This window comes from Thermaerobacter nagasakiensis (genome assembly GCF_055396825.1).
The window spans coordinates 796,192-811,413 of sequence record NZ_AP043740.1 but is presented as its reverse complement, the minus strand read 5'-3'; the positions used below and the strand labels follow the sequence as shown (position 1 = coordinate 811,413).

10 protein-coding genes are annotated in these 15,222 nt (G+C 72.3%); 3 read left to right on the top strand and 7 right to left on the bottom strand.

All coding sequences use genetic code 11. The features are described 5' to 3' along the window. Positions 1 to 5: 5 nt before the first annotated feature. The gene (locus ACZ5T9_RS03535) at positions 6 to 1,058 is read right to left on the bottom strand and encodes an ABC transporter ATP-binding protein (RefSeq protein WP_464833882.1); all 1,053 of its coding nucleotides are present in this window, start codon (positions 1,056 to 1,058) and stop codon (positions 6 to 8) included. 241 nt (positions 1,059 to 1,299) lie between these two features. Between ACZ5T9_RS03535 and ACZ5T9_RS03530 the strand changes: the two genes are divergently transcribed. Together ACZ5T9_RS03530 and ACZ5T9_RS03525 are read left to right on the top strand one after the other, a co-directional pair. Next, the gene (locus ACZ5T9_RS03530) at positions 1,300 to 1,863 is read left to right on the top strand and encodes a transcriptional regulator (RefSeq protein WP_464833881.1); all 564 of its coding nucleotides are present in this window, start codon (positions 1,300 to 1,302) and stop codon (positions 1,861 to 1,863) included. A gap of 98 nt (positions 1,864 to 1,961) precedes the next feature. Further along, a complete protein-coding gene (locus ACZ5T9_RS03525) occupies positions 1,962 to 4,622 on the top strand; it encodes an aminotransferase class III-fold pyridoxal phosphate-dependent enzyme (protein WP_464833879.1) in 2,661 nt (886 codons plus the stop codon). A gap of 69 nt (positions 4,623 to 4,691) precedes the next feature. Here the strand turns inward: ACZ5T9_RS03525 and ACZ5T9_RS03520 are convergent, their stop codons facing one another. Both ACZ5T9_RS03520 and ACZ5T9_RS03515 read right to left on the bottom strand, forming a co-directional pair. Next, positions 4,692 to 5,798: an MBL fold metallo-hydrolase gene (locus ACZ5T9_RS03520; RefSeq protein WP_464833877.1), complete on the bottom strand. Its 1,107-nt coding sequence runs from the start codon at positions 5,796 to 5,798 to the stop codon at positions 4,692 to 4,694. A 185-nt stretch (positions 5,799 to 5,983) separates the two neighbouring features. Then, positions 5,984 to 7,021, bottom strand: coding sequence for a zinc-dependent alcohol dehydrogenase family protein (locus tag ACZ5T9_RS03515; protein WP_464833876.1), 1,038 nt, complete (start codon positions 7,019 to 7,021; stop codon positions 5,984 to 5,986). A gap of 298 nt (positions 7,022 to 7,319) precedes the next feature. Here ACZ5T9_RS03515 and ACZ5T9_RS03510 point away from each other — a divergent pair, with 298 nt between their 5' ends. Beyond that, entirely contained in the window at positions 7,320 to 7,784 is a 465-nt protein-coding gene (locus ACZ5T9_RS03510) for a GNAT family N-acetyltransferase (RefSeq protein ID WP_006903017.1), read from the top strand. Between the two features lie 217 nt (positions 7,785 to 8,001). Here the strand turns inward: ACZ5T9_RS03510 and rpoD are convergent, their stop codons facing one another. From rpoD to ACZ5T9_RS03490, 4 genes are all read right to left on the bottom strand, one after another. Next, positions 8,002 to 9,300 (bottom strand): RNA polymerase sigma factor RpoD, encoded by a 1,299-nt coding sequence (rpoD, locus tag ACZ5T9_RS03505; RefSeq protein ID WP_006903015.1) that lies wholly within the window; start codon positions 9,298 to 9,300, stop codon positions 8,002 to 8,004. A 156-nt stretch (positions 9,301 to 9,456) separates the two neighbouring features. After that, positions 9,457 to 11,586, bottom strand: coding sequence for a DNA primase (gene dnaG, locus ACZ5T9_RS03500; RefSeq protein WP_464833874.1), 2,130 nt, complete (start codon positions 11,584 to 11,586; stop codon positions 9,457 to 9,459). Positions 11,587 to 11,859: 273 nt separating this feature from the next. Beyond that, positions 11,860 to 13,068, bottom strand: coding sequence for a thiolase family protein (locus ACZ5T9_RS03495; protein WP_464833873.1), 1,209 nt, complete (start codon positions 13,066 to 13,068; stop codon positions 11,860 to 11,862). 225 nt (positions 13,069 to 13,293) lie between these two features. Continuing rightward, positions 13,294 to 15,216 (bottom strand): 3-hydroxyacyl-CoA dehydrogenase NAD-binding domain-containing protein, encoded by a 1,923-nt coding sequence (locus tag ACZ5T9_RS03490; RefSeq protein ID WP_464833872.1) that lies wholly within the window; start codon positions 15,214 to 15,216, stop codon positions 13,294 to 13,296. Positions 15,217 to 15,222: the final 6 nt, after the last annotated feature.

The following is a 15,222-nucleotide window of genomic DNA, read 5'->3' as shown; positions in this document are numbered from 1 at the left end:
ACCCCCTAATCCCGCAGGGCCCGGCCCGTCAGGGCCAGAAACACCGTCTCCAGGTCGGGCGTTTCCACACGCATCCCGCGCAGCGGGATGCCGCGGCGAACCAGTTCCGCGACCACCTGGGCTGCCTGTTCCGGCCCCCCAGGCAGGACGAACCGGGCCTCGCCGCCCGTCACCTCGACGGGGACGCCCAGCTGGCGGGCGACCGCCTGGGGATCCGCGTCAACGTACACAGGGTCCCACGGCAGGCGCAGGATGGCGGCATCACCCGCCAGGGCCCGGACCTCGTCCAGCGGCCCCTGGGCAATGATCCGGCCGTGGTCCATGATGGCGACCCGCCGGCAGAGGAACTCGACCTCCTCCATGTAGTGGCTGGTGTACAGGACGGCGATGCCGGACGCAGCCAGCTTCCGGATGGCCTCCAGGATGTGGCGGCGGGACTGGGGGTCGATGCCCACGGTGGGTTCGTCCAGGAGCAGCAGGCGTGGCCGTCCCAGAAGGCCGATGGCGATGTTGAGCCGCCGCTTCATGCCGCCGGAGAACCGCTCCACCCGCTGGCCCGCGTGCTCCGCCAGTCCCACCAGCTCCAGGGCTTCTTCGATCTGCCGGCGCCTTTCCGCGCCCCGCAGGCCGCGCAGGGCCGCGAAGTGACCCATGTTCTGGGCTGCCGTCAACTCGGGGTAGAGGGCAAGGTCCTGGGGCACCACCCCCAGCAGGCGCTGCGCATCGCGGCGCCGGGCGGCCAGGGAGAAGCCGCCGACCTCCACCTCTCCACCGTCGGGCCTCAGCAGGCCCGCGATGATGGCCAGGGTGGTGCTCTTGCCGGCACCGTTGGGCCCCAATAGCCCGAAGGTCTCGCCGGGTTCCACCGCAAAGGAGATGCCGTCGACCGCTGCCTTCCGCCCGAAACGCTTGACCAGGTTCCGGACCACCAGCACGGGCCCTGCTCCTGGATGGGGTTCTCTCTCCGCGCCACCGGCAGATCCAGGGAATCCGGCACGGCGCCGGTCGGTGGCGCCCGTTTCCTGGTGTTCCTCCAGGAGCTTGAAGGGCTGGGTCATGGTCGCTCACTCCCCGGCTGTGGGTTCCCGCCGGTTCCGATGGTAGAGGGGCTGGCACCGCGCCGGTAGTGACCGCGGTCATGACTTGAGCGCAGGGCCTGACCAGTACCGGGCCGGCCGGAGCACGGGGCCGGTGCGGACACGCCCTAAAGGCATACCCAGGACCACCGTCCTGCGCTATACTCAGGGTGACTGTGCGCATATTTGTGCACAAGGGCGGGCGGCGGCGGGGGGCGCAGGCGTGGAACTGGTGCGCGTCGGCGAAAAGGTGATCGACCGGCAGCGGATCTACCGGATGGTCGACCGCATCCTGGAGCTGCGCGCCTCCGGCCTCTCCCAGCAGGACGTGGCCCATGAGCTGGGCATCGACCGGACCCTGGTCTCCCGCCTGGAAAGCCTGGGGGAGGTGCGGCGGGGCCATAAGCTGGGCCTGGTGGGCTTCCCCGTGGGCAACCGCGAGGCGCTGGAAGACGTGGCGCGCAGCGAGGGTGTCGACTTCGTCTGGCTGCTCACCGAGGAGGAGCGCCGGCGCTTCATCGGGGAACGCAGCGGCGCCGCCCTGCTCAACGATCTCATGGCCCTCATCGCCCGCGCCCGGGAACTGGACCACTTGATCTTCCTGGGCTCGGACATGCGGATCCGGCTGGTCGAAGCACTCCTGGGGTCGGACCGGGTGACGGGCATCCAGATCGGCACGTCGCCCATCACCGAGGACCGGTTCGTGGACCCTGAGGCCCTTCGCCGCCTGATCCGGCAGCTGCGGCTACCGCGGGACGACCGCGGCGGGCGCGAGCCCGCTCCCTAGCTGGCGCACCGGCTGGACCGGCTGGCGCACCGGCTGAGCGCACCCGGCTGGAGAGCGTTCCAAGCTGGAGACGGTTCTTCGGGATGGGAGGGCACCGGATGCATCCTTTCCGGCAGTATGTCAACCCCCACCTGGGCGAGCTCCTCGAGCAGATCCAGATGGACAAGCGCTTTGTCCGGGGCGAGGGCTGCTGGCTCTGGGACGACCAGGGCCGCCGTTACCTGGACTTCGTCGCCGCCTACGGCGCACTGCCCTTCGGCTTCAACCCGCCGGAGATCTGGGCGGCACTGGAAGAGGCGCGCCAGCGCGGCGAGCCGTCCTTCGTCCAGCCTTCCTTCTTGAATGCCGCCGGCGAGCTGGCCCGGCGGCTGATCGAGGTGGCCCCGCCGGGGCTGCGCTACGTGACCTTTGCCAACAGCGGTGCCGAAGCGGTGGAAGCGGCCATCAAGCTGGCCCGGGCGGCCACCGGCCGGCCGCGGATCCTCTCCACGGGCAACGGCTTCCACGGCAAGACCTTCGGCGCCCTCTCCGCCACCCACCGGGCAGCCTATCAGGACGCCTTCTTCGCCCCGGCCGAGGGCTTCGACAAGGTGCCCTACGGCGACCTGGAGGCCCTGGAGCGGGCGCTGGCGGCCCGGCCGGGCGAGTACGCCGCTTTCCTGGTCGAGCCGATCCAGGGCGAGGGCGGCATCGTGGTGCCGCCTCCCGGCTACCTGCGCGAGGCCCGGGAGGTGTGCCGGCGCCACGGGGTGCTGTTCATCGCCGATGAGGTGCAGACGGGGCTGGGCCGTACGGGCGTGCTCTTCGCCTGCCAGGCGGAAGGCGTCACACCCGACGCCATCACCCTGGCAAAGGCCCTGGGCGGCGGCCTCATGCCCATCGGCGCCGTGCTGTGCACCGAAGAGGTGTATACAGAAGAGTTCGCCACCAAGCACTCCTCGACCTTCGCGGGCAACACCCTGGCCTGCCGGGCCGGCCTGGCCGCCCTGGACCTCCTGACCCGGGACGAACAGGCCCTGGTCCGCCACGTGGCCGAGACCGGCGAGTACCTGCGGCAGGGCCTGCTGGCCATCCAGCGGCGCCATCCCCGGGTGATCCGGGAGGTGCGGGGGCGGGGGTTCATGCTGGGCATCCAGTTCGGGGTCGACCGGGAGACCTTCCCCGGCAACCTGCTGGGAGTGATGGGCGAGCAGGAGCTGCTCACCCCGGTCATCGCCTCGTACCTGCTCAACGTGGAGGGGCTGCGGGTCGCCCCGACCCTGAACGGTGCCGACGTGATCCGCATCGAGCCGCCCCTCATCGCCACCCGGGCGGAGTGCGACTACGCCCTGGCCGCCATCGAGCGGGTGGTGGAACTCATCGACCGGGATGACACCGCTGCCCTGCTCCGGCACCTGGTCAGCCCGCAGGCGACGACCGGGCAGGCCGTGGGCCGGCCCGCCCGCCACCAGCCTGCCCTCCTGGCGGTTCGCTCCCGCGAGCCGGAAGAGGCGGTGGCCCCCAGCGGCGATCTCCGGGAAGGGCGCTTTGCCTTCCTGGTTCATCCCGTCGACCTGGAGAACTACCCGGAGTTTGATCCCAGCCTGGCCGCCTTCAGCCGGGCGGAGCTGGAAGAGCTGGCCGGTCGTTGGAATCACCTCCTCAAGCCCTTCCGCATCGGCCGGACCCGGGTGGTCTCGGCGGCCGGGGCCACCGCCTACGGCGAGTTCTACGCCGTCCCCCGCACCGCCGACGAGTTCCTGGCCATGCCCCAGGCGGAGGCGGTGGCGGAGATCGAGGAAGCCATCGAACTGGCCCGCGAGAACGGCGCCCGGATCGTCGGGCTGGGCGCCTACACCTCGGTGGTCACCCGGGGCGGGCTGCACCTGCGGGACGCCGGCGTCGCCCTGACCACCGGCAACAGCTTCACCGTGGTGGCGGCCGTGGAGGCCATTGCCGAAGCCAGCCGCCGGCTGGGCTTCCCCCTTGGCCAGGGAACCGTGGCCGTGGTGGGCGCCACGGGCGCCATCGGGCGGGCGACGGCCCTGCTGCTGGCCGGTGAGGTGCGCCGGCTGGTGCTGATCGGCAACCCGGCCCGGCCCGAGCAGAGCCGGCGGCGGCTGCTGCGGGTGGCGGCCGATCTGGCCCGCCACGTGCTGAGCCTGGCGGCCTCGGGCCGGCCCCTGGGCCCGCTGGCGCAGGTCCTGGTGGAATTCGGCGGCTGGCCCGATCCCGCAGAACCCGCCGAGGCCTTCCTCCCCCGGCTGGAAGCCTGGATGGCGGGTGGACGGTGCCCCCTGGTCATCACCACGGACCTGGACGCCATGCTGCCCCAGGCCGACGTGGTGGTGACCGCCACCAGCAGCACCGCCCACCTGGTCACGCCGCGCAACGTGAAGTTCGGAGCGGTGGTGTGCGACCTGAGCCGGCCGCCCAACGTCAGCCGGGAGGTGGGCGATGCCCGGCCCGACGTGCTGGTGATCGACGGCGGCGTCATCGAGGTGCCCGGCCGGCCGTCCATGGGGTGGAACTTCGGCTTCGAACGCGGCCTGGTCTATGCCTGCATGGCGGAGACCATGATGCTGGCCCTGGAGCACCACTACCGGCACACCAGCCTGGGGGCCGACCTCAACCTGGAGACCATCCTCTGGCTGAAGGACCTGGCCCGCCAGCACGGGTTCCGGCTGGCCGAGCTGCGCAGCTTCGACCGCCCCCTGCAGGCCGAAGCCTGGGAGCGGGTGCTGGCCGCCCGCTCCGCCCTGGGCACGGCGGCGCGGTAGAACCCGGCCCCGGCCGCAGGGCCGGCCGCGCGGTGCACCGGTCGCGGCCGGTTCTTCCTTCTCGCTCTTTCATCGCCCCTTCTCGTACATCAGGCGCGGCACGGAAGCCCGGCTCCCGTCCCGGGGGCCGGGCTCCGCGTCCTCTTTGCCGCCAAGGGCCGCGGCTTCGTCCCCGGCCTCCACCACCGCCAGCCGGCCCTGTTCTACCAGGTAGTCCAGGTGCGCCACCGTCTCCCCCAGGGCGAACTCCACGTTGGCCAGGGTATCCATGACCCGCCCGAACAACTGCCCGGCCACCTGCCAGGCCGTCACTCGCCCGCCCGCGGCGACGATGGCTTCGACGTCCTCCAGCCGGCGCCGGTGGTGTTCGGCAAGTTCCCGGCACCGTCCGGCCAGATCGTCGAAGGGAGCCCGGTGCCCCGGCAGAACCCGCCGCGCCGGGAGCCGCCCCACCTGCCCGAGCGAGTCCAGATACCGGCCCAGGGGATTGGGGGTCGCCTGGGGGCCGGCGGAGATGTTGGGAGAGATATCGGGAAGGACCATGTCGTCCGCCAGCAACAGGCCCTCGTCCGGCTGCCAGAGGACCACCAGGCCGTCGGTGTGGCCCGGCGTCCAGAGGACCTGCCACCGCCGCCCGCCCAGGCGCAGCTCCTCCCCTTCCCGCACCGGCGTCACCTGAGGTTGGGGATCCACCCAGGAGACGATCCGGGCCCGGCGCTGGGCCAGAGGGGCGGCCAGTTCATCCGGAACCCCGTGCCGGGCGGCAAAGGCGTTGTAGCCGTCGACAGCGGCCGGCCGCCAGATGCGCCGGGCCAGCTCGAGTTCCCGGTCGTGCATCAGGACCGGCGCTCCCGTGCGCTGCTGCAGCCACCCCGCGGCGCCGAAGTGGTCGGGATGGAAATGGGTGACGAAGATGGCCTCCACATCACCGGGGCCGATGCCCAGCCGGTGAAAGGCCTGATTCCAGCGGGCTTCGGCCTCCGGGGTGTGGAACCCGGTATCCACCAGGGTCCAGCCGTGGGGACCGCGGAGGGCATAGGCATTGACCTCGCGCAGAGGCGCCGGGATGGGGATGGGAACGCGGTAGACGCCGGGCCAGACCTCCTGAAGGGACAGCCTCCCGGCACGCTCCCGCCCGTCCCCATGGGCGTCCTGGGCGTCCGCTACCGCCACCATGGTGCCAGCTCCTCTCCCGTGGGCCCCGGATCCGTCCTGGTTCGCAGGGACCGGCCTGGTGCCACCCCAGCCGGCTGTCCGGGTTCCGGGGCTACCTGATGACCGCCGGTGGCTTGCCGGCCCCCGATCGACCGGGTGCGCGCTGGCCCTCTCCCCGGGGCCCGGCCGTGGACCGGCGGGTCGCCTCACCGGCCGGCGGGCTCGTCCAATACCAGGACGGCCGCACCGCGGACCCGGCTCTCCTTGACGGCCGCCAGAGCCTGGTTGGCCTGCTCGAAGGGGTAGCGCTGAACGGCCACCTGGAGGGGCACCGAAGCCGCCACCGCCATGAACTCCTCGGCGTCCCGGCGGGTCACGTGGGCCACGGTCCGCAGGACCCGCTCCCCGTGCAAGAGCCGGTAGGGGAACGAAGGAATGTCCGTCATGTGGACCGCGTTGATGACCACGGTGCCCCCCGGCCGCACCGCCCGCAACGCCAGGGGCACCAGCTCGCCGGCCGGGGCGAAGACAATGGCCCGGTCACAGGCAGGAGGAACGGGCCCTGCCGCCTCTTCCTGCGCCAGGACCTCGGCACCCCCCGCCCACATGGCGCCCAGCTGCCGGGCCAGTTCCCGGTGGGCCGGACTGCGGGTGAAGACCACCACCTGGCAGCCCTGGTGGCGCGCCACCTGCAGCACCAGGTGGGCCGACGCACCGAAGCCGAACAGGGCCAGCCGCTCCCCCGGCTGCAGGCCGCTGAGCCGCAAGGCCCGGTAACCGATGACGCCCGCGCAGAGCAGGGGCGCCGCCGTGGCGTCGTCGTAGCCCGGCGGGATCGGGACGGTGTAGGTCGCCGGAACCGCCATGGCCTGGGCGAAGCCGCCCGGCGCATGGAGGCCGGTGAACCGGGCGTGGGGGCAGAGGTTCTCGTCGCCGCGGCGGCACGCCTCGCAATACCCGCACGCCCGGTGCAGCCAGTAGGCCCCCCGCCGCTCCCCGGGGCGAACGCCTTCCACGCCGGGGCCCACGGCCTCGACGATCCCCACCACCTGGTGGCCGGGAGTCACGGGGTAGGCGGGCGCCACCAGGTCACCCTCCGCCACGTGCACGTCCGTAAGGCACACGCCGCAGGCCCGCACCCGCAGGCGGATCTCCCCCGGTCCCGGCTCGGGCTCCGGAACCTCCACCAGGCACAGGGGGGCCGCCCGGGCATCGGCAGGCCGCAGCAGCTGCCAGGCCTTCACTGGGATGCCGCCCCCCCTTTCCCGTCCCTTGCCGGTTTCTGTTTTCCCCTTCCGCTGGGCAGGCCCTGCCAAGGCAACCTCGTCCCCGAAGTCCACCCCAGCGAGCCCGCCCGGCCCCATGACCGGGAGCCGTCGGGGGCCACCGGGGCCGGCAGGCTTCGGGGCCGGGCGGGTACCCCTCGCCGGTCCACGGGCTGATCGGCCCGGGCCGGCAGCGTTGCCCTATGCCCGCGGCCGTGGCATACTGGCGTCGCATCAGGTCGCACGCCAAGGTGGCCGGTGTAGAGGAGATTCAGTCATGGAACCCGATCCCTCCGTCGAATACCGGCAGTTTGATGGCCTCCCCAATGGCGACGTCCTGACCGGTCTTTTGCGGCTGCACCAGCTGGTCTTCGGTGATGGCCAAGCGGATCGCCTGCTGCAGGAAGCAATCAAAAGGCACCGCCTTCTGACCTTGGTGGCAATGGCGGGGCAACAGGTGGTGGGTTACAAGATTGGCTACGAGCGGAAACCCGGCCACTTCTACAGCTGGGTGGGGGCGGTGTCGCCCGGCTTCCGCCGGCGGGGCATCGCCAGCGAGCTGATGCGTCGACAACACGCCTGGTGTCGAGAACAGGGCTACGGTACCATCCGCACCACCACGAAAAACAAGTGGCGCGACATGTTGATCCTGAACCTGCGCCACGGATTCGACATCATCGGCGTCTACGTGGACGAGCAGGGCGAGCCGAAGCTGATCTTGGAAAAGCGGCTGCGCCCGTAGCCAAAGCATGGCGCTTGCCTGCGGGCAGCCCGCGCTCCGGATCGGTGGTTCCTCTCTCGGTCACCCGGCGGAAGGTTCCTTCCAAGTCAGGTTGCACAAATCATGACTCGGCCAGACGAGGAGGGGTAGGCTCTTGACCTACCCCTCCTCGTTTCGTGAACGTACTTAACTGGCACCGGAATGGGATTGACTGGCATCGCCGGCGCGAGCCGCCGCCTCACTCCAGGTAGTCCTTCAGCTTCTTGCTGCGGGACGGATGCCGCAGCTTCCGCAGCGCCTTGGCCTCGATCTGGCGAATGCGCTCGCGGGTGACGCCGAAGATCTGGCCCACTTCCTCCAGCGTCCGCTGGCGACCGTCGTCCAGGCCGAAACGCAGCCGCAGGACCTTCTGCTCGCGGTCCGTCAGGGTGTGGAGCACATCCTCCAGCTGCTCCCGGAGCAAAAGCTGGGACGCCGCCTCGGCGGGCGCCAGAGCATCCTCGTCCTCGATGAAGTCACCCAGGTGGCTGTCCTCTTCCTCGCCGATGGGCGTTTCGAGGGATACGGGTTCCTGGGCGATCTTCATGATCTCCCGCACCTTCTCCGGCTCGATGCCCATCTCCTTGGCGATCTCCTCCGGCGTGGGCTCCCGCCCGAGCTCCTGGACCAGCTGGCGCTGGACGCGGATGAGCTTGTTGATGGTCTCCACCATGTGCACGGGGATGCGGATCGTCCTGGCCTGATCGGCGATGGCCCGGGTGATGGCCTGGCGGATCCACCAGGTGGCATAAGTGCTGAACTTGAAGCCCTTCCGATAATCAAACTTCTCCGCCGCCTTGATCAGGCCCAGGTTGCCCTCCTGAATCAGGTCCAGGAACAGCATGCCGCGCCCCACGTAGCGCTTGGCAATGCTGACCACCAGCCGCAGGTTGGCCTGGATCAGCTTGCGCTTCGCCTCTTCGTCGCCCTGCTCGATCCGCTTGGCCAGCTCGATCTCCTGTTCCGGCGTCAAGAGGGGGATGCGCCCGATCTCCTTGAGATACATGCGCACCGGGTCGTCGAGGGCGACGCCATCCGGCATGGACAGGTCGTCCTCGTCATCGACGGGCTCGCCCAGCTGGTCGACGCCGGTTCCTTCGGCGGCCGCGTCCTGGTCGCCCTCGTCTCCGGCCTCGCCACCGCCGGCCGTGTCTGCGTCCAGGTCTTCAGGTCGATCCAGTCCCGCGACCCCGTCCAGGGCAGCCTCATCCATCATGCCGTCCAGGCCGGCATCGCCGGAGCGGGTACGGTGACCGCGCGCCGCCCGCCCGTTGCGGGCGCCGTTCCGCGACCGGCGGGGACCCGTCTCCACCTCGATGCCCAGGTCCTCCAGGAGCTGGTAGACCTCGTCCACCTGATCCGCATCCAGGTCGACAGCCTGCAAGGCGTCGGTGACCTCATCCTCCGTCAGCACGCCACCCCGCTGGCGTCCCCGGTCGACCAGGCGCTTGACTTCATCGATCTCCAGCAACGGGCTCTTGACCTCGCTCACGTCCATCGGACTCCCCCCTTTCCGCCGCGGTCCCGGGCCCCCGCAGCGTGGCCCCCGGCCACCTTCCCTGGCGGGGATCGGGACCCGTGATCATTGGCAGAAAAGCATTCGCCGGTCCCCGTCCCTTCCGGTACTGGACCGGCGAGGGCAGCCGCAGCGGGATCATCTTCCCACGCGGCCTTTCAGCTGCGCCGACAGCAGCTGAAACCTGGTCACCAGGTCGACAGGTACATCCTGGCCGCTTGCCTCCAGCTGGGCAATCCGGCGCTGGATTTTCCATAGGCTATGTCGCTTTAGGGTTTTGATATAATCATCTAAAATCCTTTCCATCTCGCCGGGCTCGTCCGGCCCGGGCTCCGGCGCCTGCACCAGGGCCGCCAGGACCGATACCGCCTCCTGGTACACGGCAGCCCCGGCAACGGCCGGCGAGGAAGAACCGGCCGCCCCAGCGGGCAGCCGCTCTTCCACCCCGTCGTGAACCCCGTTCTGGGGCTGATCGGCATCCCGATCTCTTTCATTTTCGGCAGAACCGGCCATGTTTCCTTCCTGCCGGCCCGTTTCCGATGGCCCGATGTCCCCACCCCCGGCGGCCAGGGTGTGCAGCCGGGAAAGCACACGGCCGGCGTCCACCCCGCCGCCCGTCGCCTGCGCCTCGCGGCAGGCCAGCTCGAACAGCAGGCGGTGGGCCGGTGTCACCCAGTCACCAGGCTCCAGCCGGCTGGCAATGAGGGCCTGCCACTGGGGGTGAAACAGGCTGGCGGCCACCAGACCTCGTTCCGCCCGGACCACACCAGCAGGAACTTCCTCCACCGGAACCCGACGGTTAGTATGCCGGACGGCCTGGACGTTATTCCCACCCGCATCGGGAAGGCCCGTCCCACCGGCTCCACCCGCCCTGCCGGCACGCTCCCCACGGACGCCTCCGGTCCCGGCAATGCTTCCCCGCAGGGTTCCCCGGGCGGGGCGCCCCGCGGCCGCCACCCTGCTGCGCAGGGCTCGGGCGGCCCGCCGCACCTCCTGCCAGAGGATCCCTTCCTCGACGCCCAGGGCGACGGCGTAGCGGCGGACGTACTCCCCGCGCTCCACGGGACTCGACACCCGCGCCAGCCAGGGCGCCAGGGCTTCCACCGCCTCCGCCCGCCCCCGGGGCGTCGCCGTGTCGACCTGGCCCATGACCTGCCGGAAGCGGTACTCCACCACCGGCACCGCCGCCTCGAGGATGCGCCGCAGGGCGTCGGGCCCTTCCCGCCGCACCACGTCGTCGGGATCGCGGCCCGGCGGCAACTGGGCCACCCGCACCTCCACCCCGGCGTCGGCAAACATCGCCAGGCCCCGCATGGTCGCCCGCTGGCCCGCCGCGTCGGCATCATAGGCGATAATCACCCGCTGGACGTAGCGGGCCAGGAGTTCCACCTGCTCCTCGCTCAGGGAGGTCCCCAGGGAGGCCACCGCCGCGTAGCCCACGCCGGCGCGGTCGACGGCGATGGCGTCCATGTACCCTTCCACCACCACCGCCGTGCCCGTTTCCCGCAGCCGCGGGCGGCTCCAGTCGAGCCCGTACCAGAGGCGCCGCTTGTTGAAGAGCGCCGTCTCCGGGGAGTTCAGGTACTTGGGCTCCTGGCCGTCCAGGGAGCGGCCGCCGAACCCGACCACCCGGCCCCGGGGGTCGGTGATGGGGAACATCACCCGGTGGCGGAACCGGTCGTAGTAGCCGCCGGCCGGGCGCGGCTGCGCCAGCCCCGCCTCGGCCAGCAAGGCGGGCGCGACCCCTCGCCGCTCCAGCGCCCCGACCAGCCCGTCCCACCCGGGTGGAGCGTACCCCAGGCCGTACCGGTCCCAGAGGGCGGGGGGCAGGCCGCGTTCTTCCAGATACGCGCGCGCAGCTTCCCCCGCCGGGGAGCGCAGGGCCTGCCGGAAGAACGCCGCCGCCAGCTCCAGCACCCGGGCCAGCTGCTCCTGCCGGTCCCGCACCCGCCGCTGGCCGGGCGACAGGGGCCGCTCGGGCAGGGCCACCCCAGCCCGCCGGGCCAGCTGGGCCACGGCTTCGGGGAAGGTCCAGCCCTCCTTCTTCATGACAAAGGTGAAGACGTCCCCGCCCACCTGGCAGCCGAAGCAGTAAAACATCTGCTTGGCGGGCGAGACGGTGAAGGAGGGGGTGCGCTCGTCGTGGAACGGGCACAGGGCCACGTACTCGCGGCCCGCCCGGCGCAGGGGCACGTAGTCGCCGATCACCTCGACGATGTCGAGGCGCTGGCGGATCTCGTCGACCACGTGCTCGTCCAGGCGGTACAACGCTCGACCCTCCCCGACCCTGTGGGGATTGAGTTCGCGCCGCACCACCCACGTCCTGCCGGCAATCTATTTTAATAATAAATCTTAATAGGCGGTGCGGCCCGGCACCGGACCGCCGGGCCCGCAAGGGGACAACCGGGCGGCCTGCCTCCGAGGAGGCGAGCACGCCGAGCCGGTACCAGCCGCCGTAGCTGCTACGAGCCGCCGAAGCTGCCACCAGGCGCCGGAGCCGGTCCGCGGAGCCGGAGCCGGTGCAAGGCGCCGGCCGGGCCCCTACGAGGCAGGCGTCGCCTCGACCAGGGCCGCGATGCCCTGGCCCACGCCGATGCACATGGTCGCCAGCCCCCGCCGCGCTCCGCGCCGCCGCATCTCGTGGACCAGCGTGGTCAGGATCCGGGCGCCGCTGCAGCCCAGAGGGTGGCCGATGGCGATGGCGCCGCCGTTGACGTTGACCCTGTCTTCCGGCAGCCCGAGCTCCCGGATGCAGGCCAGGGACTGGGCGGCGAAGGCTTCGTTCAGCTCGATCAGGTCCAGGTCGTCCACCTGCCAGCCCGCCCGGGCCAGCACGTTGCGGGTGGCGGGGACGGGCCCGATCCCCATGTACCGCGGGTCGACCCCGGCCACGGCGCCCGCCACCACCCGCGCCAGGGGCCGGAGCCCCAGCGACCGCGCCCGGTGATCGGCCATGATGACCAGGGCCGCCGCGCCGTCGTTGATCCCCGACGAGTTGCCGGCGGTGACGGTTCCTCCGGGCCGGAAGGCCGGCGGCAGGCTGGCCAGCTTCTCCAGGGTGGTGTCGGGGCGCGGGTGCTCGTCCACCTCCACCACGGCCCGGCGGCCGCGGGGTCCCGCAACCTCCACGGGGACGATCTCGTCCCGCCACTTCCCCGCTTCCTGGGCCGCCGCCCACTTGCGCTGGCTGGCCAGGGCAAACCGGTCCTGGTCCTCCCGGCTGATGCGGTAGCGCTCGGCCACGTTTTCCGCCGTCTCGCCCATGGACTCGGGCGGGAACATGGCGGCCAGCCGCGGGTTGACGAACCGCCAGCCCAGGGTGGTGTCGAACACCTGGACGTTGCCGCGGGGGTAACCCTGCTCGGGTTTGGGCATGACCCAGGGCGCCCGGCTCATGCTCTCCACCCCGCCGGCCACGAAGACCTCGCCCTCGCCGGCGCGGATGGCCCGGGCGGCCTGCAGCACCGCTTCCAGCCCGGAGCCGCAGAGCCGGTTGACCGTCACCCCGGCCACGTGCTCGGGCAGGCCGGCCAGCAGGGCGGCCATGCGGGCCACGTTGCGGTTGTCTTCCCCTGCCTGGTTGGCACAGCCCAGGATGACGTCCTCCACCTCGGCAGGGTCCACGCCCGCCCGCTCCACGGCGGCGCGGATCGCCACCGCCGCCAGGTCGTCCGGACGAACCGGCGCCAGGGCGCCGCCATGGCGGCCGATGGGCGTGCGCACCGCCGCCACGATGACGGGTTCTGCCACCGCGCACCCTCCTCTCCCGTGCCTGCGGGCGTCACCAGGGGCCGCCCGTCCCCCTCCATGGGTCCCGGGTCTGCGCCCAAGATGGTGACCACCAGCCCCCGGGCCGCAGCCTTCCGGCGCCCGGCGTGCCCGGCCGCCGGCCGCCCTCGACTCGCCCGGCGCCCACCACCCGGCTCGCCCCACCTCAGGGCGGTCCGGACCCGCCGGCGGCCGGCTCGTCCCGCCTCAGGGCCGCCTGGACTCGCCCGGCTCCCCGCCTGCCGCACTCTCGGTCCACCTGGGCTCGCCCAGCGCTCGACGGCGCAGGGCGGGCAGGGGGCGGTAGCGTTCCTCCCGGTAGTGGCGCCACAGGCCCTCCATCAGGGCCAGCACCCGCCGCCAGCCCCAAAGGGTCCCCCATTCCAGGAGCCCGCGAGGATAGCCGGTGCCCAGGCGCATGGCCCGGTCGACGGCCTCCCCCTCGGCGATCCCGTCCGCCTCGGCGGCCGCCGCTTCCTGGATCAACATCGCCACCACCCGGGCCGCCACGCCGCCCGGCCCGTCGGCCACGGGGTGGGCGGCCAGGCCCGCTCTCTCCAACCAGGACCGGGCACGGGCCAGGGCCGCGGGGCTTGTCGCGGGGCCTGCTGCCAGCTCCACCGCCTGGCCCAGGGGCGGTGCCGCTGCCCAGCCCACCACCCGCTGGGGGTGTCCAAGGCCCCCGGCCTGCTCGGCGACAGGTCCCGGCAACAGGCTGACCAGCAGCAGCACCCCGGGCGGCAGCCCCGCCTCCAGCCGGGCCAGGTCCTCCAGCGCTTGGGACCAGAAGCCGGGTGCCAGGGGATCGAGGTCCTCCCAGGTGATGACCACGGCGGCGGGCGCCGCCTTCGCACCCGGGCTCTCGGGGGCCCCGGGACCCGTCACCCCGGCCGGGCGGTGGAGGGCCTCGCGCAGCCCCGCGATCCGCTCGACTTCGACGCCCGCCTGGGCCCACCGCTCGCCAAGGGCTTGGGCCAGGGGCCCGTCGCCCACCACCCAGAGGTGGCCGGGCAGCCCTTCCTGCCCCCCGGTGGCCTCCACACCGGTCGCCTGGCCGGCGGCGGCAGGCCCGGTTTCCGGAGAGTTGCCTGCGAGCCCGCTCCCCGCCGCCACCTGCCGCCAGCCGCGCCAGGCCACCCCCACGGGCTCCCCCGCTTCGCCGTAGCGGTAGAAGCCGCGACCCGCCTTGCGCCCCAGCCAGCCCGCGGCCACCAGCTGCTGCTGGATGGGGTGGGGCCGGTAGCGGGCTTCGCCGCCATACCCCTCGAACACCGAACGGGTCACCGCCAGGTTCACGTCGATGCCGATGAGGTCCATCAGCTGGAAAGGTCCCATGGGGAAGCCGGCGGCTCGCACCAGGGCGTCGATGATCTCGACCCCTGCCGCTCCCTCGCCCAGCAGCCGGAGGGCCTCGCCGTAGAAAGGCCGGGCCACCCGGTTGACCACGAACCCCGGGGTGTCGGCGCACACCACGGGCTCCTTGCCCAGCCGGCGGGCCAGATCGACCCCGCGGGCCACGGCCTCGGGCGCGCTGAGGGCGCCGGCGACCACCTCCACCAGCCGCATGGCCGGCACCGGGTTGAAAAAGTGCAGGCCGATGACCCGCTCGGGCCCGGGGACCACCCGGGCCAGGGCCGTGATGGACAGGGACGAGGTGTTGCTGGCGACCAGGGCCTCGGGGCGGACCCGCCGGCCCACGCTCGCCAGCAGGTCCTGCTTGAGCCCCAGGTCTTCGGGCGCCGCCTCGATCACCACGGCCGCCGGGGCCACGGCGTCCAGGTCCGTGGTGGTCTGCAGCCGCCCGAGCCGTTCCGCCGCCGTGCCGGGAGGAACCCGGCCCTCCTGCTCGTGGCGCCGCCAGGCCTCCTCAAGCCGCCGGCGGGCCCGCTCCAGGGCGGCGGGCGCCACATCGTAGAGGACCACGGCAAACCCCGCCTCCACGGCCACCCGGGCGATGCCGCCGCCCATGGTGCCGGCACCCAGCACCGCCACCACGGCCCCGGAGTCCACCAGGGACCCACCCGCCGGCCCCGAGGGGGCCGGACCGGCGGCGGCCCCACCGGGCCCCGCAGAGGCGGCTCGGGCCTGCTCGCCGGGGGACGGTTCGCCCGCAACCGTTGACCTGTTCACCGGGGC

Excerpts from the sequence above, each read along its gene's own strand:
- ACZ5T9_RS03535 (WP_464833882.1), bottom strand. The coding sequence starts at position 1,058 with ATGACCCAGCCCTTCAAGCTCCTGGAGGAACACCAGGAAACGGGCGCC.
- ACZ5T9_RS03525 (WP_464833879.1), top strand. The coding sequence starts at position 1,962 with ATGCATCCTTTCCGGCAGTATGTCAACCCCCACCTGGGCGAGCTCCTC.
- ACZ5T9_RS03520 (WP_464833877.1), bottom strand. The coding sequence starts at position 5,798 with ATGGTGGCGGTAGCGGACGCCCAGGACGCCCATGGGGACGGGCGGGAG.
- ACZ5T9_RS03510 (WP_006903017.1), top strand. The coding sequence starts at position 7,320 with ATGGAACCCGATCCCTCCGTCGAATACCGGCAGTTTGATGGCCTCCCC.
- rpoD (WP_006903015.1), bottom strand. The coding sequence starts at position 9,300 with ATGGACGTGAGCGAGGTCAAGAGCCCGTTGCTGGAGATCGATGAAGTC.